Origin of the sequence: Bacillus massilinigeriensis, from assembly GCF_900117315.1 — a bacterium.
GTDB lineage: Bacteria > Bacillota > Bacilli > Bacillales > Cytobacillaceae > Bacillus_BE > Bacillus_BE massilionigeriensis.
This window is the reverse complement of record NZ_LT630337.1, coordinates 2,385,508-2,404,923: the sequence shown is the minus strand read 5'-3', so window position 1 is coordinate 2,404,923 and position 19,416 is coordinate 2,385,508. Positions and strand designations below refer to the sequence as shown.

General features: G+C 36.4%; 18 protein-coding genes and 1 other RNA gene. 13 read left to right on the top strand and 6 right to left on the bottom strand.

What is annotated here, in order from left to right:
• Positions 1 to 44 precede the first annotated feature (44 nt).
• From BQ6100_RS11950 to BQ6100_RS11920, 7 genes are all read left to right on the top strand, one after another.
• On the top strand, positions 45 to 818 hold the full coding sequence (locus BQ6100_RS11950; RefSeq protein WP_075981832.1) for an ABC transporter ATP-binding protein: 774 nt from the start codon (positions 45 to 47) through the stop codon (positions 816 to 818).
• Positions 796 to 1,500: an ABC transporter ATP-binding protein gene (locus BQ6100_RS11945; RefSeq protein WP_075981831.1), complete on the top strand. Its 705-nt coding sequence runs from the start codon at positions 796 to 798 to the stop codon at positions 1,498 to 1,500. Before BQ6100_RS11950 ends, BQ6100_RS11945 begins: the two co-directional genes overlap by 23 nt.
• Before the next feature lie 22 nt (positions 1,501 to 1,522).
• Entirely contained in the window at positions 1,523 to 2,389 is an 867-nt protein-coding gene (locus tag BQ6100_RS11940; RefSeq protein WP_075981830.1) for a branched-chain amino acid ABC transporter permease, read from the top strand.
• A 47-nt stretch (positions 2,390 to 2,436) separates the two neighbouring features.
• A complete protein-coding gene (locus BQ6100_RS11935) occupies positions 2,437 to 3,396 on the top strand; it encodes a branched-chain amino acid ABC transporter permease (RefSeq protein WP_075983548.1) in 960 nt (319 codons plus the stop codon).
• A 113-nt stretch (positions 3,397 to 3,509) separates the two neighbouring features.
• Positions 3,510 to 3,704, top strand: a non-coding RNA gene (gene ssrS, locus BQ6100_RS11930) — 6S RNA.
• A gap of 479 nt (positions 3,705 to 4,183) precedes the next feature.
• Complete coding sequence (locus tag BQ6100_RS11925; protein WP_075981829.1) at positions 4,184 to 5,383, top strand: GGDEF domain-containing protein; 1,200 nt, start codon at positions 4,184 to 4,186, stop codon at positions 5,381 to 5,383.
• A 117-nt stretch (positions 5,384 to 5,500) separates the two neighbouring features.
• Positions 5,501 to 6,049, top strand: coding sequence for an HD domain-containing protein (locus BQ6100_RS11920; protein ID WP_075983547.1), 549 nt, complete (start codon positions 5,501 to 5,503; stop codon positions 6,047 to 6,049).
• Between the two features lie 172 nt (positions 6,050 to 6,221).
• Here BQ6100_RS11920 and BQ6100_RS11915 read toward each other — a convergent pair whose 3' ends face one another.
• Positions 6,222 to 6,770 (bottom strand): DUF4865 family protein, encoded by a 549-nt coding sequence (locus BQ6100_RS11915; protein ID WP_075981828.1) that lies wholly within the window; start codon positions 6,768 to 6,770, stop codon positions 6,222 to 6,224.
• 118 nt (positions 6,771 to 6,888) lie between these two features.
• On the opposite strand from BQ6100_RS11915, the gene BQ6100_RS11910 reads away from it, so the two are divergent.
• From BQ6100_RS11910 to BQ6100_RS11900, 3 genes are all read left to right on the top strand, one after another.
• Entirely contained in the window at positions 6,889 to 7,683 is a 795-nt protein-coding gene (locus tag BQ6100_RS11910; RefSeq protein ID WP_075981827.1) for a LysR family transcriptional regulator, read from the top strand.
• Positions 7,684 to 8,074: 391 nt separating this feature from the next.
• Entirely contained in the window at positions 8,075 to 8,605 is a 531-nt protein-coding gene (locus BQ6100_RS11905) for a CDP-alcohol phosphatidyltransferase family protein (RefSeq protein ID WP_075981826.1), read from the top strand.
• A gap of 149 nt (positions 8,606 to 8,754) precedes the next feature.
• Positions 8,755 to 9,963, top strand: a complete 1,209-nt coding sequence (locus BQ6100_RS11900; protein ID WP_075981825.1) for an MFS transporter — start codon at positions 8,755 to 8,757, stop codon at positions 9,961 to 9,963.
• Between the two features lie 85 nt (positions 9,964 to 10,048).
• Here BQ6100_RS11900 and BQ6100_RS11895 read toward each other — a convergent pair whose 3' ends face one another.
• From BQ6100_RS11895 to BQ6100_RS11880, 4 genes are all read right to left on the bottom strand, one after another.
• A complete protein-coding gene (locus BQ6100_RS11895; protein WP_075981824.1) occupies positions 10,049 to 10,300 on the bottom strand; it encodes a DUF3949 domain-containing protein in 252 nt (83 codons plus the stop codon).
• A 214-nt stretch (positions 10,301 to 10,514) separates the two neighbouring features.
• Complete coding sequence (locus tag BQ6100_RS11890) at positions 10,515 to 11,180, bottom strand: potassium channel family protein (protein WP_075981823.1); 666 nt, start codon at positions 11,178 to 11,180, stop codon at positions 10,515 to 10,517.
• 13 nt (positions 11,181 to 11,193) lie between these two features.
• Positions 11,194 to 11,844, bottom strand: a complete 651-nt coding sequence (locus BQ6100_RS11885) for a potassium channel family protein (RefSeq protein ID WP_075981822.1) — start codon at positions 11,842 to 11,844, stop codon at positions 11,194 to 11,196.
• Positions 11,845 to 11,878: 34 nt separating this feature from the next.
• Positions 11,879 to 14,689: a cation-translocating P-type ATPase gene (locus BQ6100_RS11880; protein ID WP_075981821.1), complete on the bottom strand. Its 2,811-nt coding sequence runs from the start codon at positions 14,687 to 14,689 to the stop codon at positions 11,879 to 11,881.
• Positions 14,690 to 15,053: 364 nt separating this feature from the next.
• On the opposite strand from BQ6100_RS11880, the gene BQ6100_RS11875 reads away from it, so the two are divergent.
• From BQ6100_RS11875 to BQ6100_RS11865, 3 genes are all read left to right on the top strand, one after another.
• Entirely contained in the window at positions 15,054 to 16,028 is a 975-nt protein-coding gene (locus BQ6100_RS11875; RefSeq protein WP_075981820.1) for an NAD(P)H-dependent flavin oxidoreductase, read from the top strand.
• A gap of 111 nt (positions 16,029 to 16,139) precedes the next feature.
• Positions 16,140 to 16,832, top strand: a complete 693-nt coding sequence (locus BQ6100_RS11870; RefSeq protein WP_315970019.1) for a GyrI-like domain-containing protein — start codon at positions 16,140 to 16,142, stop codon at positions 16,830 to 16,832.
• A 222-nt stretch (positions 16,833 to 17,054) separates the two neighbouring features.
• Positions 17,055 to 17,366, top strand: coding sequence for a hypothetical protein (locus tag BQ6100_RS11865; protein ID WP_159433153.1), 312 nt, complete (start codon positions 17,055 to 17,057; stop codon positions 17,364 to 17,366).
• Positions 17,367 to 17,811: 445 nt separating this feature from the next.
• Here the strand turns inward: BQ6100_RS11865 and asnS are convergent, their stop codons facing one another.
• Positions 17,812 to 19,203, bottom strand: a complete 1,392-nt coding sequence (gene asnS, locus BQ6100_RS11860; protein ID WP_075981818.1) for an asparagine--tRNA ligase — start codon at positions 19,201 to 19,203, stop codon at positions 17,812 to 17,814.
• Positions 19,204 to 19,416: the final 213 nt, after the last annotated feature.

The following is a 19,416-nucleotide window of genomic DNA, read 5'->3' as shown; positions in this document are numbered from 1 at the left end:
CCTCCTGTTATTAAATAATCGGTAATAAAGGTGGAGGATGAGAGATGGGAAACCTATTAGAATGTAGGAATCTTTCAATTACTTTTGGAGAACATTGTGTGATCCAGAATCTGAATTTTAATGTTCCAAAAGGGAGTTTTGTCTCAATCATTGGGCCAAATGGGGCTGGAAAAACAACTTTATTTAATTTATTAAGTGGTGAGCTTTCCCCAACAAAAGGTGATATTTATTTTAAAAATCAAAATATCACGAAATTTTCAGTTCCTAATCGAACGCGTTTAGGGATAGGAAGATCCTTTCAGCTTACAAATGTTTTTCCTGATTTAACTGTCCTTGAAAATGTTAGACTTGCCATCCAGTCTGTTTATAATGATTACTACAGTTTTTTTACTAGACCTTCACATTACCGTAAACAGCAGGAAGAGGCAAAGGAATATTTAAAAACGGTTCTACTTCAAGGGAAGGAAGATATACTTGCAAAAAATCTAGCCCATGGTGAGAAAAGAAAATTAGAAATAGCGATGATTTTGGCATTGAAGCCAGATTTGCTTTTACTTGATGAACCGACAGCAGGGATTTCTTTAGAAGAGGCTCCTGCCATTTTACAAGTGATCGAAAATATTAAAGAAGAAAAGAATAAAACGATCGTATTAATTGAACACAAAATGGAGATGGTCCTCCATTTATCAGATTCTCTAGTTGTATTGTTTCATGGGGAATTATTAGCCGAGGGAGAACCATCCGTTATCATTAATGATGAACTAGTGCAGTCGGCATATTTAGGAGGGCTACATAGTGACTCTATTAAAAGTAGATAATATCGAAATGTATATTCAACAGTTTCATATATTACAAGGTGTCTCTTTTGAAGTGAAGAAAGGTTCCGTTACTGTACTATTTGGAAGAAACGGAGCCGGAAAAACTACAACATTGCAAACAATCCTTGGACTTCATTCAACTACTAAGGGAGCTATTTATTACAATGGTGAGAAGATCAACGGTTTAAACACACACGTCATTTCTCGGAAAGGCATAGGTTATGTACCAGAAAATCAGGGGATTTTTCATGATTTAACAGTGGAGGAAACATTCGCTTTAGCAAAAACAAAAAGAGGGGAACATATAGAGGAAAAAGCCGAATGGATGCTCGAGCTTTTTCCAGATTTAAAGAAGTTTTGGCGGAAAAAGAGTGGATTATTAAGTGGCGGTCAGAAACAAATGCTTGCTATTTCAAGGGCTTATATAAATTGTAATGACTTGATGCTGATTGATGAACCGAGTAAAGGGTTATCCCCAATCATGGTTGAGAAGTTAATGGAATCTATCAATCTTATGAAGGAAAAGCTAACGATCCTTTTAGTTGAACAAAATTTCCTAATGGCTAGTCAAATAGGAGAATATTATCACATTATTGACGATGGAAGAATTGTCCATCAAGGTGATATGAACCGACTTATAGATGACAAAGAAACATGCAGAAAATATCTAGGAATTGCTTAGTATTAAAAGGAGGTAATGATGGTTGGATGGATTCGTTAACCTTACCATTAATGGGCTTTCGACAGGTATGTTGATTTTTTTATTGGCGTCAGGGCTCTCGTTAATTTTTGGATTGATGAGTGTACTGAATTTTGCACATGGTGGATTGTTTGCTTGGGGAGCTTTTACGAGCGTATGGTTGTATAGAATGACTGAAAACTTCCTTATTTCAATAATTGGGGCAGTTTTGATTGGGATGTTGCTTGGGTGGTTTTTGGAAAAAGTACTGATTAGACCTGTTTATGGGAATCATGTTCGTCAGTTACTCGTTACCCTTGGTGGGATGCTTGTCCTAAGTGAATGTCTTAAATTAATTTGGGGTCCAAATCCCATTCAAGTAAACCTTCCTCAATGGCTGCAAGGAAGTATAATGCTGAACGATATTACTGTTATTAAATATCGCATATTTGTAATCGTTATTGGAATTCTAATATATTTAGGCCTGCTACTTTTATTGAAAAAAACAAAAATTGGGCTGATGATTCGTGCTGGGGTTAATGATCGAGATATGGTTCAGGCCCTTGGTATTAATATTAAATTAGTCTTTTCATTTGTTTTTTTACTAGGTGCTGGAATGGCATCATTGGGTGGTTCTTTACTAGCTCCATATTCCGGTGTTATCTTTGCGGATATGGGAATGCAATATGCTATTTTAAGCTTTGTTGTGGTCATTATCGGGGGACTTGGAAGCGTCCAAGGTGCAGCTGTTGCTTCACTTATAGTGGGAATCTTGGGGTCTTTTGTAGCATATTATCTTCCTGATTTATCCATGTCAATCAATATGCTCATGCTTATCAGTGTTTTAATATTTAAACCAACAGGACTGTTTGGTGAAAAAGGAGTGAGCTAGTGGTGCAAATACTGTCAAAAAGAATTCCAATGATTGTAGGAGTAATGATATTCATATGCTTACTTATGCTTCCCTTTGCCAATGATTCTAGAAGTATGCTTATATTATTTACCCAAATTTTTATTTTTGCTATTTTTGCAATGAGTTATGATATTCTACTTGGTTATACAGGAATTGTGTCATTTGGTCATTGTATGTTTTTTGGGATAGGTTCATATAGTGTGGCTATCATGTTGGATAAAAATGAGCCTACATTGAGTAGCGTATTGATTGGTCTAGGTATTTCGATTGTATTAGCTGCCTTAATTAGCTATATGATTGGCTTACTGTCATTAAGATTAAAAAGTCATTTTTATGCTATGCTTACTTTGGCAATTTCACAATTATTTCTTATGACAGCTGAAAAATGGAGGACACTGACTCATGGAGGGGATGGCTTTACCTTCCGGGTACCGCATATTTTTAGTGACCGGCTTTCATTGTATTATGTTTCATTAATAACTCTTGGTCTAATATTTTTGTCTCTTTGGATATTTACCCATTCAAACGTGGGAAGAGTGTTGCGTGCAATATCTCAAAATGAGCGGCGTGTAGAGGCAATGGGCTTTAAGACCATCCATTACAAAGTCATCTCGAGTATTGTTGCTGGGGTAGTTGCTGCAGTAAGTGGAGGTTTATATGTATTAACCTTACGATTTGTAAATACATCAGTATTTTCGGTAGAAATTACATTGGATGCACTTTTAATGACCATGATTGGTGGAATTGGTACCCTTATAGGGGCTATCCTTGGTTCGGGGATGATAGAATATATTCAAGATGTACTTTCAAAACTGGCGATGGATTACCCAATTTTTGAGAGATGGAATATTTTTCTTGGTATTCTATATGTGATTGTTATCCTTGGTTTTCCAACAGGAGTAGTTGGGGCAGCAAAAACATTGTATTCTAAGAAAGAAAAGAACCAAAGGAAAATCAAGAAAAAAGAGCAGGTTGTGGGACAGTAATAACCTTTCTTATCATCAAACTCATCTTTTTCACCAAAAACCTACCACATAGACTAACCGCCCCCACTAAATTCTTCCATTGCGTTAGAGGGGAAATTATATTATTATTAATTCACTAGCTGCTTTGTTCGTAAGCTTAATAAGTTTTAACCTTTATGCTGTAATAGGGAGTTTCAGATTGAAACAGGAATGACATGCATCTGTCTATATGACAAGGATGACAAGCAAGAATGTTTCTGCGAACACCCACTTTGAGGAGTGGTGGTTTAAAACTTTCTATATTTGATTACGGCAAAGGCGGCTACTACATATTTGAAAATAAAAAGCTCCGTTATGGGGCTTTTTTTTATGAGTTGCATTATTTCAATTTAAAGCATCTCCTTCGTTTTGTGAAAACTTAATAAGTAATTGGAATTCTATCCTGAAATAATTGTGATAATATGCCTGTTCCCTTATCCCTATGAAATTATGAAACTTTCGGTAACTTTGGTAAAATAGTTCCATTTGAGGTTGAAACAAGAAAAGGAATAGAATATTATGGAATATAGAGATTGTATTTAGATTATATTTATTTGTATTCTTGTATAATTATTCTGAATCGTTTGGTTTATATATTTAGAAAAGGCCTTTATTACTGGTTTAAAGATAACTAAATGAATAACTCTTATACTTTATAAGATCGAAACGCTCTCATATAATTCTTACTTGTATTAATTATTATTAGATAACAGTTATTTTCAATACCATTTGAGAACATAGGTTGGACAAGGTGGGGTGTGGGTAAGTAATGAAGGATATTATTCAATCAAGTTTATCAAATATTGCGATAATATTTTTAATGCACCTATGTCTCGACATGTTAATAAAAAGGAGAAGAAAAAAGGATTGGGATTTTTTTCCGGTATCGATGATTGCGGTTATCTCTGTAGCTGTCATTCTTATGTTTTATCTTCCTATTAAATATGGTGGTTACAGTTTAGATTTAAGAATGATACCACTTATCTTATTTGCCTATAAATGGGGCGGTAAATATGTGATTCCTGCTGTTTTCATAACCTCACTTTGGAGACTAGGAATGGGAGGAGACGGAGCCATACCAGGGGTCATTTTCGGATTGATATTACCAGTATTCGCAGGGATCATTTTTAGAAAAATGGTCATAGAATCACCGAACATCAAACTTCCCACACTCTTTTGGTTAATATTAACCGGATGGTTCATTTGTGATGTACCAGTTATTTTTTTCGTACCGGATGGGTTAGCAGTTTTTACTGAAATTGTATTTATTCGACTGGTATCTTTTCTATTGACCGGTTTTACATTAAATTTCTTTATTACAAATACTGAAAAAGAATTACGAATGAGGGACAAACTAAAGTATTATGCGGAAAGAGACCCTTTAACAGACCTTTTCAATATTCGTTTTTTTGAGACGAATGTTAAGTCGTATTCTTTTTCCAAAAAATATAAATATATCATAATGATTGACATCGATCATTTTAAACCAATTAACGACACGTATGGACATTTAAATGGCGATTTTATATTAAAAAAGGTTGCAAGTGTGATTTCTGAAACCACCAAGAAGCACGCAAAGGTAGATACGATTATTGGGAGATATGGTGGGGAAGAATTTATTATTTTTGCTGGTGCTCTTTTCAAAAGTGATATGATTCGATTGGTTGAGGACATACGCATGGACATGGAAAAAACAACCTTCTACACAGAAGACCTTGCGCATAGAATCAAACTTACTGTCTCTATTGGGGTATCCAATCTACCTGACTATTCACGACTACACGATGCTATCGAACAAGCTGATCAGTCACTCTATAAGTCCAAGAAAAACGGCCGTAACCAAGTAAATTACGTTGAGTTGGACAACTGTGAGAGGAGTCGTGTTTCAGAAAGTGAGAAATCAGGAACGGACACCTTATCCCAATTGAAAAATGGACAGTTAAGACAATTACTTATGGAAAAATCATGATGATTAATGTACATAATAGAGGTAAAAGCTTTGAAAAATATTACGAAAATGCTTGGTGAGAACCGAGCGTTTTTCATTTTAATAAAAAATCTTACGTTCGATGAGGGGGAAATGAGAATGACTATGATTGAAAAAGCCATTCAATTTGCAGCAACTGCCCATAGGAAGCAGACTAGAAAAGGGACTGAAATCCCTTATATTACGCATCCGTTTGCAGTTGGAATGCTGCTGCAAAAGGCCAATTGCTCGGATGAGGTAATTGCAGCGGGAATTCTTCATGATACGATTGAGGATACGGAGACTACGTATGAGGATTTAACCGAGGAATTTGGAGCATTGGTTGCCAATCTAGTCCGTGCTGCATCCGAACCCGACAAAAGCTTGCCTTGGAAAGATCGTAAACAGCATACAATAAATTTTCTTAAAGAAGCGAGCCTAGAAGAAATTCAAGTCATCACTGCAGACAAATTACATAACCTAAGTAGTATTAGAGACGACCTGGAAGCAATCGGAGAAGAGACGTGGAATCGATTCAAACGAGGGAGAAACGACCAGCATTGGTATTATGCTAGTATCGTGAAAGCCATTGCACCTTTAAAGAACGAATTTGTGTTAATAGGGAAGCTGGAAAAAGTAGCAAAAGAGGTTTTTGGGGAAATAGGGTAGTTGAATAGATAACTTTTTTTATGGAAATTGCGCTGATGTTATTGTGGAGAATTGTTCTTCAGAATGATCAGTATTAATTAAGCCTTATTTTATTAAATCAAGTACGGATAGGGCTAGAGTCGGCGGGACAAATCACCTGTCCCTTCGTCCCAGACACTCCAACCCCAGTGCCTTATTGTGAGACGTGTAAAATCTCATATACTGTAAGGTGTTCAATTGATTCGATTGTTGGTTTTTCTTGATAAAAACTAAATTGACTATAGCCCCATTTATCTGGATTATAAACTAATAGGTCCCCTAAGCTTCCTTCTGCTTTTTTTACAAAGTGATGTCCTGTTTGAAATAATGGATTGACTAACGATTTACTTTCAGGAATATTTCCCGCATATTCAACGACATATCTACTCTTGTGAAAATCTTTGTCCAGATTCATAGAAAAAGGAACACCGATATTTATCTGTTGCCACCCAAATGAATCTAAAATATTGTCATAAAAACCCTCAAAGATAAACTGGTTCATGCCTTGTGACTCTTTCCAAATATATAATGGAGCATAGCAATTATATAAATTTCCATTTTTCCCTGCCTCGGTGATTAAATAGGCTTTAAAATGTAGACCCGGAAATCCATCTGTCTTATGTCCATTGGCTTGAACTCTTTTTCTAATTATCTCCATATCATAATCCCTTGGTAGTACAATTTTATATTGCATTCCAATCATGTGGATCACCCTCCTTCTTCCTTATAATTGAATCATATCTCTCGTTTAATAAAACGTAAAATAGGTATTAATGATGCATGATATCATTTAAAATGATAGGTAACAAGGAGTTGATTGTATGGAAATAAATGACCTAATCATTTTTCAAACAGTTGTGAAAGAAGGCTCAATAAGTAAAGCGGCTAAAGAACTAGGCTATGTTCAACCCAATGTCTCCGAAAGAATCAAAAAATTAGAACAAGAGTTAGAAACTTCACTCCTACAAAGAAACAACAAAGGAATTTCTCTTCTTCCATCAGGAGAAATTCTATGCAACTATACTGAAAAAATACTAAAACTGTTAGATGAAGCAAAAAAAGAAATCAAGAAGTCACATGAGTTATATCGAATTGCGACAACCCAATCGATTTTGGCTAATTATTTAATTAACCGTATAAATGATCATTTTCAAAACTATCAAATCTTTATGGAAAATAGCCTACAGCTGCAGCAGTTGCTAAAACAACAGAAGGTAGATATGGTTATAACTTATGGAAATTATCACGACCCAGCATTTCAAAAGGTATTCAGTTCAACAATTTTGATGGCCTTACAAAAGGCTAAAGGAAAGCCTAATATTGATTTTTCGAAGGAGTACTTCTTTGTAAGCAATGATCCACAATGCCCATTTAGGAATTATACTATTCAATTCATGGAGGGGCATGGCCTTTCAAAAAGTAATCTTCATCTAGTAGATTCCTATTCTCTTATTCAAGAATTTGTTGCACAAGGGAAGGGCCTTGCGTTTTTACCAATACAAAACGAACCATTGGAAATCGTAGAAGAGGTTCAAGAAGACAAAGTACCTTTAAATTTTTATATCCCTAGGACATCAGAAAAAATAATACCTAGTGAGCTGTTTGAAGAAGGATAAAGGAAAATGGATTACTTGAGATACGTTGGAGAGGTTAGTTATTCAGAAAAATATTTATTAAAATCATTTTAGGATATTACAACAAAGAACCCATACTGAAGTTATATTTTTTACATTTCAAATTCAGATGCTATAGAAGAACAGAAAAATGGGACATTTGGTGGGAAAACTTCTATTAAAAGAGCCGCATTTTTTCTTACGCTTAAAAGTTACAATACACCATTGTCTTAAAAGTTCTTGTTCCCGGTGTGCCAATAATTATCTAAGAAATAGTAACGCATCTATTTTGTTTAGTATTAAAATGATATTGTAGAAACTTATCAACATGAACACCAAAAATTGTGGCCGATGGACAATAAAACCGTCTCCAAATCTCATTGAGGTGGTAACCATGAAATCTATCCCAAATTTATTATCAATAAGTAGAATCCTATTTTCTTTAATGATGCTTTTGGTAGAACCGTTAGGCCCGGTCTTTTTAATCCTTTATCTAATATGTGGATTGACTGATATGTTAGATGGATTCATCGCACGGAAGACAGGGACAACAAGCATCTTCGGCGCTAAACTTGATTCAATTGCTGATTTAACGATGATTGTGGTGTTGCTCATTATCTTAATTCCAATCATAAAGCCTTCCACACCAATTATTAGTTGGATTATAGTCATTGGATTAATAAGAATCACTTCAATGATGATTGCTTGGCTCAAGTACAAAACCTTTGCAAGCATTCACACCTATGCAAACAAAATCACAGGCCTACTATTATTTTTATTTCCAATCATGCTTCCCGTAATATCAACAACTGTATGGATGAATATTATTTGTTCTGTAGCAACCCTTTCTGCATTGGAAGAGATAATGATCCAACTAACATCAAGTAAATTACATTTAAATAGGAAAAGTGTATTTTTAAAATAATAACCATATCCAAAGAGGTAAAGGTTTTTTGCTGGATAATCAAGATAAATCCACTCCCCCAGATTTATCTGCCAAAAAGGAGGATACCCATGAATAGTCCAATTTAAAAACCCCCATTAGAAAAGATTTAACAAAATGGGGGATAAAACATGATATGGAATAGAAATTTCACGTTATTACTTTTAGGACAATCGGTAGCTAATATAGGGGATATTCTCTATGTAGTTGGTGTCATTAGCACCATTTATTCTATAACGGAATCGGCATCAGCAGCAGCGCTTGTTCCATTTATCGTGTCTACATCGATGTTCCTTTCGAGCCTATTTACACCGCTTTTAATTGGTAAAGTCAATCTAAAATGGCTGTTGACTTGCTCGCAAATAGGGAAAACAATCATTCTTTTTATTGTGGGCATTGCTATGGTAAAAATAACGCTAGCTAACTTATACTGGTTATTTATCTTAATCAGTCTGATTGCGTTTCTTGATGGCTGCTCCAATCCCATTAGACAAACCTTGATTCCACATTATGTGAAAAAAGAACACCTTATCCAAGCAAATGGCTTAGTAGAAACATTCTCGCAAGTTATTCAAGCTGTTATGTGGTTTGTTGGTAGCTTGTTCTTATTGGTTATGAATTCGAATCAGCTGATTTGGTTTGTTGGAGGACTATTCCTTCTGTCAAGTTTCATGTTGAGCTTCCTGGAGAATGTTATCTATGAAACCCAACAGTCAGAAGGGCAGATTAAACAATTGAAAAGGGGATGGGAAACACTATCTCAAACTCCTGTTCTCAGAAAAATGGCCTCTATCTATTTTCTCGAAACCATCTCAGGAACAGTATGGATTGCTGCCATTTTATATGTTTTCACTAGCGAGATTCTCCATGTCGGTGAAAAATGGTGGGGATTCATTAATGGGGCTTACTTTGTAGGTCTAATGATTGGTAGCATGTTTTGCATCAGATTTTCAACCTTTATTGAAAAAAATCTCGCTTCCTTTATATTTACAGGCTCACTTGCATCCTCTATGATAACCATTCTTTTTGGATTAAATAGTATTCCTGTGATCTCGCTTTTCCTTTCCATTGGAATCGGGATGTTTGCTCAAATCAAAATGATTCCTCAACAAACCGTGATTCAAACCAGTGTTTCGATTGAACAGCTTTCAACGGTTTACACTTCTTTAGGAGCTATAGAGACTGGAATATTTGGTCTCGGATCTTTCATCATGGGTATTTTAACTGATTTAATGGGAGTGAGGATCGTATTTGTGATAGCTGGGGTTTTACTTGGGGTTGTGACAATCATTGTTTATAAGCATAAAAGGTTGTTTTTATCGTCACAATATCAACAATGATTATTAACGTAACATTTTTTAAAGGCTCCTGGAATCAGCAGATCCAGGAGCCTAATCTTGCCATATGATAAGTCTTATAACTTTGCTAATCATGGCGATGACGAAGCTTATAAATGAACGTCGCAATAATTGCGGAAGGCCAATTGATGAAACTTCCCTGCATGTTAAAATTTAACTGCTGCATTTCAAAGCTCATATCATCAATGATTTGTTCATTCGTTTGTTTTTTCTTCTTCTTCAATTCCTTCATTTCAGAAATGTATTGATATTGAAGAGGAATCATAGCCAGAATATAGAGAACAATGACAGAGCCAACAATCCAGTAAAGAATATGCATGAAGATCAGTCCTCTTATATATTTTTAATAATACAGATACGAATGAATGAAGAGAAAGGTTTCGAATATTTTAGATAATATTTATAATTTTTAAATTATATAGAAAAAAAGGTGACTGACCAAAAGTAAAAAATGGTTGGGGCAGTCACTTTTTAAAAAGGCATGAGTGTTCGAATATACTTAAATAATACCAATCCCCATCTATTCATAGAGACTAGAACGAAAAGATCTGGTTGATTTCTTTCTCCATACATTGATCCGCTAGAAATAGAATTTGGTCATTTGCTTCAATAATTGTGTTTCCACGCGGAATGACAACTTCATCAGCATTTCTTAGGATGGAGATTAATACACATTTAGGGGGAATATTCAGATCTTTGATTTCTTTAGAAATAGCATTGGATTCCCCATTTACGGTTATTTTTGCAATGGAAAGATTTCCACGATTTAACTTCATTAAGGTTGCCACGTGTTCCATATCCATTTCTTCTACGACCATTTGGGCCATGATTTCCGCTTGGTTAATTAATACGTCAACACCCATATCACGGTTATAAAGCCAAGCGTTGCGAGGATTGTTCACTCTCGCAACGACTCGGGGTACCGAAAATTCAAATTTGGCAATGGTGGAGGCAACCAAATTCACCTCATCACTTCCTGCAACAGCAACAAGAACATCTGCTGTTTTGATGCCCGCTGCTTCTAACGTATTAGGGTCTGTACCACTTCCATGAATGACCCTTTCTTTAGAAAAATCCTTTACCAAGCTTTCGGCATGTGCTTCTTGATATTCTATAATCTTTATATTTAAAGCATTGTTTAAAAGTACCCGCCCAATATGTGCACCTGTTTGACCGCCGCCGATAATGATGACGTTCATACCGATTCTCCTCCTATTCTAGACCTAACATTATTTTTAGCTTATCAATTGAAGACCTGGCCACAATCAAATAAAGAATGTCCTGACCTTCTAAAACGGTACCTGTCACTGGGATAAAAGCTTGATTATCACGAACAATAGTTACTATTTCGACTTCACCGATCCTTCTTAATTCACTTAACGGATGGCCAATAAGAAGTGGGGGAGTTTCGATTCGAATCATCTCGACGTCACCATTTTCATAACTCCAAACGCTGTCTAATTGGTTATAGCTTAATAATTCAGATACCTTGTGAACTCCCCATATAATAGGGGAAATGGTCTGAATCCCAAAGCTTTGATAAATATCAGCCTTTCTTGGGTCGTATATCCTTGCGATAACCCTAGGGACCATGTATTCATTTTTGGCCACTCGGGCTAACAAAGCATTGGTTTCATCACTATTCGTACAAGTTATGACGGCATCAACCATATGGATGTTAACTGATTCCAAGACCTCTTTATCAATCCCATGTCCAACTATGGTTTCGCCATGGAAGGCATTGGGAAGCTTTTTAAAAGCCTCTGACTTTTTATCAATTAGAGTAATCTCATAGCCTTTTGTCTGTAGATGAATCGCTAACCAAGCACCCAGATAACCACATCCAACAATAATGACCTTCATGATCTTCACCCTTTTCCATTATTATCGTTTCACCCTAGTGTCGTGCCAATCTTCTGGTAAAAGCCTTTCGAATTTCCTCAATCAATAAAATTATCGGTGGAATACAGAAAAGGAGTACCCAGCCTTTCATACCAATTGGTTCTGTTCCAAAAACCTTTTGTAATAAAGGAACATGCATGATCAAGGCAAGGAAAGTGACTTCAGATGCAATCCCAATGTTTACAAGAGGGTTTTTCCAGAGTCCTTTCTTAAAAACGGATTGCTTTTCTGTACGACAGTTTATCACTGCACCAATTTGGCTAAAAACGATTCCGGCTAGGGTCATTGTTGTTGCCATTTTATAAATGGTGCTGTCTTCTGATGCGAAGTCTCCTGATGAGAAACCATGGGTGTAGTTGATAAAGAAATAAGCACTCATGGAAACAATAGAAGCTAAAAGGCCATACCAACAAAACGCCTTAATAATAATTCCTTTGTTTAATAATGGTTCCTTTAAATTTCTTGGAGGCTTGTTCATAATCCCTTTTTCTGGTTCTTCTGAGCCTAAGCCTAATGCGGGTATTAAATCGGTTCCTAAATCGATAAATAATATCTGCATGATTGTTAATGGCAAGGGAATGGCTCCTTTCGAAAATAAGAAAAACGCTGAAGGGACAGCCTCTGGCATATTACTATTTAATATATAAAGTAAAAACTTCCGAATATTGTTGTAAACCGCACGACCTTGTTCAACCGCATGGACGATGGAGGCAAAGTTATCATCGGTCAATATCATATCGGCTGCTTCCTTTGCAACATCAGTACCTGATATCCCCATAGCCACTCCAATGTCTGCCTTTTTTAGAGCAGGAGCGTCATTGACGCCGTCTCCTGTAACCGCGACTACTTCTCCCATTCTTTGTAAACTATCCACCACGCGGTATTTTTGCTCAGGGGCGACCCGGGCGAAAATAACCTCCCCTTTTAGTGCTGAGCTTAATTCTTCGTCAGACATTTTTTCTAGTTCAATTCCTGAGATGACATGGGGATGTTCGCCAACTACCACTCCAATTCTTTTGGCAATACTTTCAGCTGTTAATCCGTAATCACCCGTAATCATCATAATCCGAATCCCAGCACGGTGGCATTTGGCTACAGCGTCAGCTACTTCCGGTCTAGGAGGATCTGCCATCACGACTAAGCCAATGAAGGTCATCTTTTTTTCGATATTTTCAGGTGTATAATCACTTAAATTAGATGGAATATCTGGGTCATCTTTTCCTATATAACGGACAGCAACCGCCAAAACACGTAAACCTAAACGGGCATAATTGTCATTTGCTGCCATCACGTTTTGTTTCATCATCTCTGTGAATGGTTGTATCTCACCATCCACGTATACCCACTCACATAAATCAGCAAGTTCTTTCGGAGCTCCCTTTGTAAAGGCAGCCCGATTTTTCCCGTTTACCGGCTGAATGAGTTGATGAATCGTTGTCATTCTTTTTCTTCTGGAGTCAAAATGCAATTCACGGACTCGAGGCAGTTCCTTTTGTAAATTTTCAACTAGAAGTCCAGCTTTTTCAGCAACTACTCCTAAGCAAGCCTCCGTTGGGTCTCCTAAAACGGTGTACCTTGAATTCTCTTGATTTGGTGGAACCACTCTTGCGTTGCTGCAAAGACTTGCCGCTGTTAAAATTAGTTTTAATGCTGAGTTAGATACTGAAGTAATTTCTTTTCCCTTATCTAAGATTTTCCCTACAGGAGCAAAGCCGGTGCCTGTGACCTCTAATTCTCGATCGGGCAGCCATATATGGTTAACGGTCATTTCATTCTGAGTTAATGTTCCGGTTTTATCTGTACAAATGACTGAGGTGCATCCCAACGTTTCGACCGATGATAGATTTTTCACAAGCGCATGCTTTTTCGCCATTCGTTTTACGCCCTGTGCCAAGGCAAGCGTAACGGTAGGGGATAAACCCTCTGGAATAAAAGCAACAATCATTCCTAAAGCGAAAATAAAGGATTCCGCTAAGGGATTTTTTACAAAGAAAATAGCAAGTAGGAAAAATGTAAGCCCAATAGCAAAGGCAATCAGTGAAATCTGTTTCGTTAAGCGGTTCAATTCTTTTTGTAATGGACTTAATTCATCCGATACATTTTGGGTTAAATTCGCGATTTTTCCAAACTCTGTTTCCATTCCGGTTTTAATGACCACTGCCTTGCCGGAGCCACTAGTAACCGTACTACCAGTAAAGATTAAATTGGGTGTTTCAAAGCTCGTTAAATCCTCCTGGTGAATAGCATCGGAAATTTTTCTCACAGGATTGGATTCTCCTGTTAGGGCAGATTGGTTGACCTGCATTTCACTTGATTGGATCAGACGGGAATCGGCTGCAATTTTATCTCCTTCTTCAACCAGCAAAATGTCACCAGGTACAAGTTCATCGGTAAGAATTTGCTGTTCTTTTCCGTCCCGTATGACCCTGGCATAAGAAGATAACATTCCCTTTAAGGCTTCTGTTGCTTTACTAGCCTGATACTCTTGAATGAAGCTAAATATCCCATTAATCACATTGACACACCAAACGGCAACACCTAATTCAGGCATTTGCGCAACAAAGGCAATTCCACCACTAATCCACAATAGAATGGCCATTAGTGAAGTGAAGTTAGCAAGAAACCTCAAATATAGAGATTTTCCCTGTTTTTCCTTAATAGAGTTTCTTCCATACTGATTGAGTCTTTGATTTGACTCCTCCGCTGTTAATCCATCTTCAGATGTTCGCAGCTCCTCTAATACTTGATTTGGAACCAATTTTGTTATCGTTAGTTCGAATGATTTTGCTTCATTTTTCACGTTCATCTTTAGTTCCTCCACGTAGAGATCAAATCTATAACTCTATTTTACCACTAAAAGTCAAAAAATTTTGTCTATAATAAGGCATTAAGAGGGAGAGTAGAAGGAATAGTAAGCATAATTTGCGGTAAAACGGTGGAATGTATATATCTTTCAAAGGGTGAAACCTTCCAATATAATCCAATAATAAAATAGAATTGTCATCTATTTTTATAATTTTTAGAAAAATTATTTGACTACAACCATATAAATATAGTATTTCTAGATAGAAGGATTATTTGAAAGTATTTTCCACTTCTATAAAAAGAATCCTTGGTCCTTCTTTTTTATCTTTTTCAGTAAATATGTTTTGAAATTGGGGGAGAAAAAAATGTCAAACATACCACCTATCCTTAAATCCTTAAGAATTCCAGTAATCGGATCACCACTTTTCATTATTAGTAATCCAAAGCTTGTGATTGAACAATGTAAGGCAGGAATTGTCGGCTCTATGCCAGCATTGAATGCTAGACCAGCCTCACAATTAGATGAATGGTTGGCCGAGATTACGGAGACGCTTGCTGATTACAATGCGAAAAATCCTGATCGTCCAGCCGCACCATTTGCGATTAACCAAATTGTACACAAATCTAATGATCGGCTTGAACATGATATGGAGCTGTGTGTAAAGTACAAGGTTCCTATTATTATCACTTCTCTTGGGGCACGCGAGGAGGTAAATGTTGCAGCCCACAGCTACGGGGCCACTGTGTTACATGACGTTATTAATAATAAGTATGCCCACAAGGCTATTGAGAAGGGAGCAGATGGTCTTATTGCCGTGGCCACTGGTGCAGGAGGACATGCAGGAAGCAAGAGTCCATTTGCTTTAGTTCAGGAAATCCGTGGGTGGTTTGACGGTCCACTAGCATTAGCAGGTTCTATTGCGAATGGGAAGTCAATTCTAGCTGCCCAAGCAATGGGTGCAGATTTTGCCTATATCGGTTCTCCTTTTATCGCAACACATGAAGCTCGTGCAGTAGAGGAATACAAGCGAGCAATTGTTGAATGTACATCTGATGATATTGTTTATAGTAATTTATTTACAGGTGTTCATGGAAACTATCTTGCTCCTTCCATTCGTGCAGCAGGCTTAGATCCTGAAAATCTTCCTGAAAGCGATCCATCCAAAATGAATTTTGGTGGAGATGGGAAAGCAAAGGCTTGGAAGGATATTTGGGGAAGCGGCCAAGGAATCGGCGTTATTAACGAGGTTACAGGTGCAGGAGAGTTTGTTGAAAAGCTCTATCAAGAATATATAGAAGCAAGAAATAATTTAATGAAAATAAGCGAAGTATTTGCTTAATGTTCTAAATTAAAAGTGGTGCTTACTCCTAATTTGGTTTTTAATAAAGGAGTAAGCATTTTTTATTATAGAAACAGGCGCCTACCCTCAAGGGATAGTAGGATCTTGTTTTTGGCTGACGTTATTATAATAGGAAAAGAGAAGGCAATAATTGAGAAGGGAATGAAAATGATGAAATACGAATGGAGAAAACAAGAGAAGAATTTTTATATCCCAAAACAAAAACCTGAAATTGTAACCATTCCGGAACAGAAGTTTTTCATGATAAACGGTAAAGGAAATCCAAATGAACAGGAATTTGCCGAGAGGATAGGTGTTCTTTATTCATTGGCTTATGCAGTCAGAATGATGCCGAAGCAAGGATACACTCCAAATGGTTATTTTGAATATACGGTCTATCCATTAGAAGGAATTTGGGACTTAACAGAAGAGGGGAGAAGGCAAGATCAATTAAATAAAGATGAATTAATGTATACAATTATGATTCGTCAACCTGATTTTGTTACAAAGGAAGTAGTAGAGAGAGCGTTCGGCCATGTAGAAAAAAAGAAGCCACATCCATTCCTAAAAGATGCATCATTTGGAACGTATCAAGATGGTTTATCCGTACAAATGCTTCATGTAGGTCCATTTGACGATGAACCTCAAAGCTTTGAGCTAATGAATGAATTTATTAAAAATAATCATCTTGAAAGAACTTCATTACAACATAGAGAAATATATATTTCAGACTTTAGAAAGGTTGAACCCGCAAAATTAAAAACTGTTTTGAGTATAAGGTTAGGAAATCAGACTGAAAATTAATAGCGGAGCGTCTGATTTTTGCTAGATCTGTAAATTCCATAAGTATTCTCGCTTATTTGCTAAACGCTTAATAATAATATATTTTTCTATAAATCTTATTTTTAATATAATAATCAAATGAATTAAACTAAATCTTTTCATACCTGAAAGTGATTCTATAAATAGCGATGATATCTTAGGCATGACCAGTGGATGGTTAACGATAATAAAAATAGAATATTATTGAAGGGGATAAAAGGAGAATTATTGAATGGAGAGAAGATTGGTAAAAGCAGGGATCTACGGTTTGTTGTTTGGATTGGCAACTTCTATCCTGTTTGTCGACATAAAGAGGTTACACAGATCAATAATGGTGAGTATATCACTACATATACACCTATATTTGAATACATAATATCTATCTTACGTATCGGTGTTATTGGCATGTTTTTTGGTATATTTATTGGTTGGAAGGGTTATGAAAAAAACATAAATCACAACAAGAAAAATCCTATTACTTTTTATTCTTTTTTGTTGCGTTTCTTATTTCAATGATTTTGATGATTGTTTTTAATTGGTAACAAAATATTTCTCTATAAATGGCGTTCAGCACGAAGGATGAATACCATTTTCTGGTGAAGTTATTATAGTATCAGAGCGGATTTGTTCATGAATATATCACAACAAAAAAAGTAATTACAGTGGGTTAACTGTAAAATAATATTAGATGCATTTCTTGCTAAAACCGAGGATGATGATTCATTGTCATTTGTTTTTATATTACTTACTTTGGAAGGGGGATTAGTTTATGATTGAATTTTTTAATGCTGCTTTTCCTTGGGTTGCTTTTGGATTAGCAATTGCTGTGGTTCTTACGTATAAGAACTCAAAAAATAAAACTAATGATGAGAAAAAGTAGATACCTAAATTTTGGATAACATCTAATGAAAAGCAATAGAATGCCACAGCATTCTATTGCTTATTTTTTATAGCTAACTAATTAAAAATCTGCATTACCTGGTGTACGAGGGAATGGGATGACATCGCGGATATTCTTCATACCTGTTAAATACATGACAAGTCGTTCAAACCCAATTCCATAGCCAGAATGTTTTGTACCACCGTATTTTCTAAGCTCGAGGTACCACCAGTAATCTTCTTCTGTCATACCAAGTTCTTTAATTTTATTGGCAAGGACTTCTTCTCTTTCCTCACGTTGGCTTCCTCCGATTAACTCGCCAATACCGGGAACTAATAGGTCCGTTGCAGCTACTGTCTTGCCGTCATCATTTGCTCTCATATAAAATGCCTTAATTTCCTTCGGATAGTCGGTTACAAAGACAGGGCGCTTGTAGATTTCCTCGCTAAGATAACGTTCATGTTCCGTTTGTAGATCTGTTCCCCATTCAACTGGATAGTCAAATTTCTTACCGGAGTTCTTTAATAATTCAACAGCTTCGGTATAGGTAACTCTTCCAAAGTCGGATTCCAATGCATTCTTCAATCTTTCAATAAGTGTTTTATCAATAAAGCTATTGAAGAAGTTCATTTCCTCAGGCGCCTGTTCAAAAACGTATTGAATGACATACTTGACCATTTCTTCCCCGAGGTCCATGATATCCGGTAATTCTGCAAAAGCAACTTCTGGCTCAATCATCCAGAATTCTGCGGCATGTCGTGCAGTATTTGAGTTTTCTGCTCTAAAGGTTGGACCAAAGGTATACACATTACGGAATGCAAGCGCAAAGGTTTCCGCATTTAATTGACCGCTAACGGTTAAGTTGGTCTCTTTGCCGAAGAAATCAGCACTGTCATCGACTTTTCCTTCTTGAGTTTTTGGAAGTTGGTTTAAATCCATTGAAGTTACACGGAACATTTCTCCGGCGCCTTCTGTATCGCTTCCTGTAATAATCGGAGTATGTACATACACAAATCCTTTTTCTTGAAAGAATTGATGAATAGCATATGAGGCAAGAGATCTTACTCTGAAAACGGCTGAGAAGGTATTGGCTCTCGGACGTAAATGCGCGATTGTTCTTAAATATTCAAGGGAATGTCTCTTTTTTTGTAAAGGATAATCTGTATCTGATAATCCTTCCACAACAATTTTAGTTGCTTTTATCTCAAAGGGCTGCTTCATTTCAGGGGTTGGAATAAATTCACCTTCTACCCTAACAGAAGAGCTAATAGGTAACTTCGTAATTTCTTTGAAATTATCAAGGGTATCCTCAAAAACAACTTGTACACTCTTAAAGAATGTTCCGTCGTTTACTTCCATAAAGCCAATGGTTTTGGAATCGCGAAGAGTACGAATCCAGCCTGAAATTTGAACAGTTGTGTCTTTAAAATTATCTTGATTTCTGAATAAATCTTTTACTACGGTCTTTATCATAAGTATCCTCCTTATGGTAATTCTTCACAATAAAAAAACCTTTTATCCCCAAAAAGGGACGAAAGGCTAACTTCCGCGGTACCAACCAAATTGTCATGATATGACCAACTTTAAAGCAAATATTGCTTAACCCAGTCAATTAACGTGCAGGTAACGTCTAAGCCTACTAAAGATATCCCTTTTGGTTAGAACTCAAAGGTGTTTTTCACTTAT

Coding starts and splice junctions, on each gene's coding strand:
- BQ6100_RS11895 (WP_075981824.1), bottom strand. CDS start 10,300: ATGCATATTCTTTACTGGATTGTTGGCTCTGTCATTGTTCTCTATATT.
- BQ6100_RS11915 (WP_075981828.1), bottom strand. CDS start 6,770: ATGATTGGAATGCAATATAAAATTGTACTACCAAGGGATTATGATATG.
- BQ6100_RS11910 (WP_075981827.1), top strand. CDS start 6,889: ATGGAAATAAATGACCTAATCATTTTTCAAACAGTTGTGAAAGAAGGC.
- BQ6100_RS11950 (WP_075981832.1), top strand. CDS start 45: ATGGGAAACCTATTAGAATGTAGGAATCTTTCAATTACTTTTGGAGAA.
- BQ6100_RS11905 (WP_075981826.1), top strand. CDS start 8,075: ATGAAATCTATCCCAAATTTATTATCAATAAGTAGAATCCTATTTTCT.
- BQ6100_RS11875 (WP_075981820.1), top strand. CDS start 15,054: ATGTCAAACATACCACCTATCCTTAAATCCTTAAGAATTCCAGTAATC.
- BQ6100_RS11900 (WP_075981825.1), top strand. CDS start 8,755: ATGATATGGAATAGAAATTTCACGTTATTACTTTTAGGACAATCGGTA.
- BQ6100_RS11890 (WP_075981823.1), bottom strand. CDS start 11,180: ATGAACGTCATCATTATCGGCGGCGGTCAAACAGGTGCACATATTGGG.
- BQ6100_RS11880 (WP_075981821.1), bottom strand. CDS start 14,689: ATGAACGTGAAAAATGAAGCAAAATCATTCGAACTAACGATAACAAAA.
- asnS (WP_075981818.1), bottom strand. CDS start 19,203: ATGATAAAGACCGTAGTAAAAGATTTATTCAGAAATCAAGATAATTTT.
- BQ6100_RS11920 (WP_075983547.1), top strand. CDS start 5,501: ATGACTATGATTGAAAAAGCCATTCAATTTGCAGCAACTGCCCATAGG.
- BQ6100_RS11885 (WP_075981822.1), bottom strand. CDS start 11,844: ATGAAGGTCATTATTGTTGGATGTGGTTATCTGGGTGCTTGGTTAGCG.
- BQ6100_RS11925 (WP_075981829.1), top strand. CDS start 4,184: ATGAAGGATATTATTCAATCAAGTTTATCAAATATTGCGATAATATTT.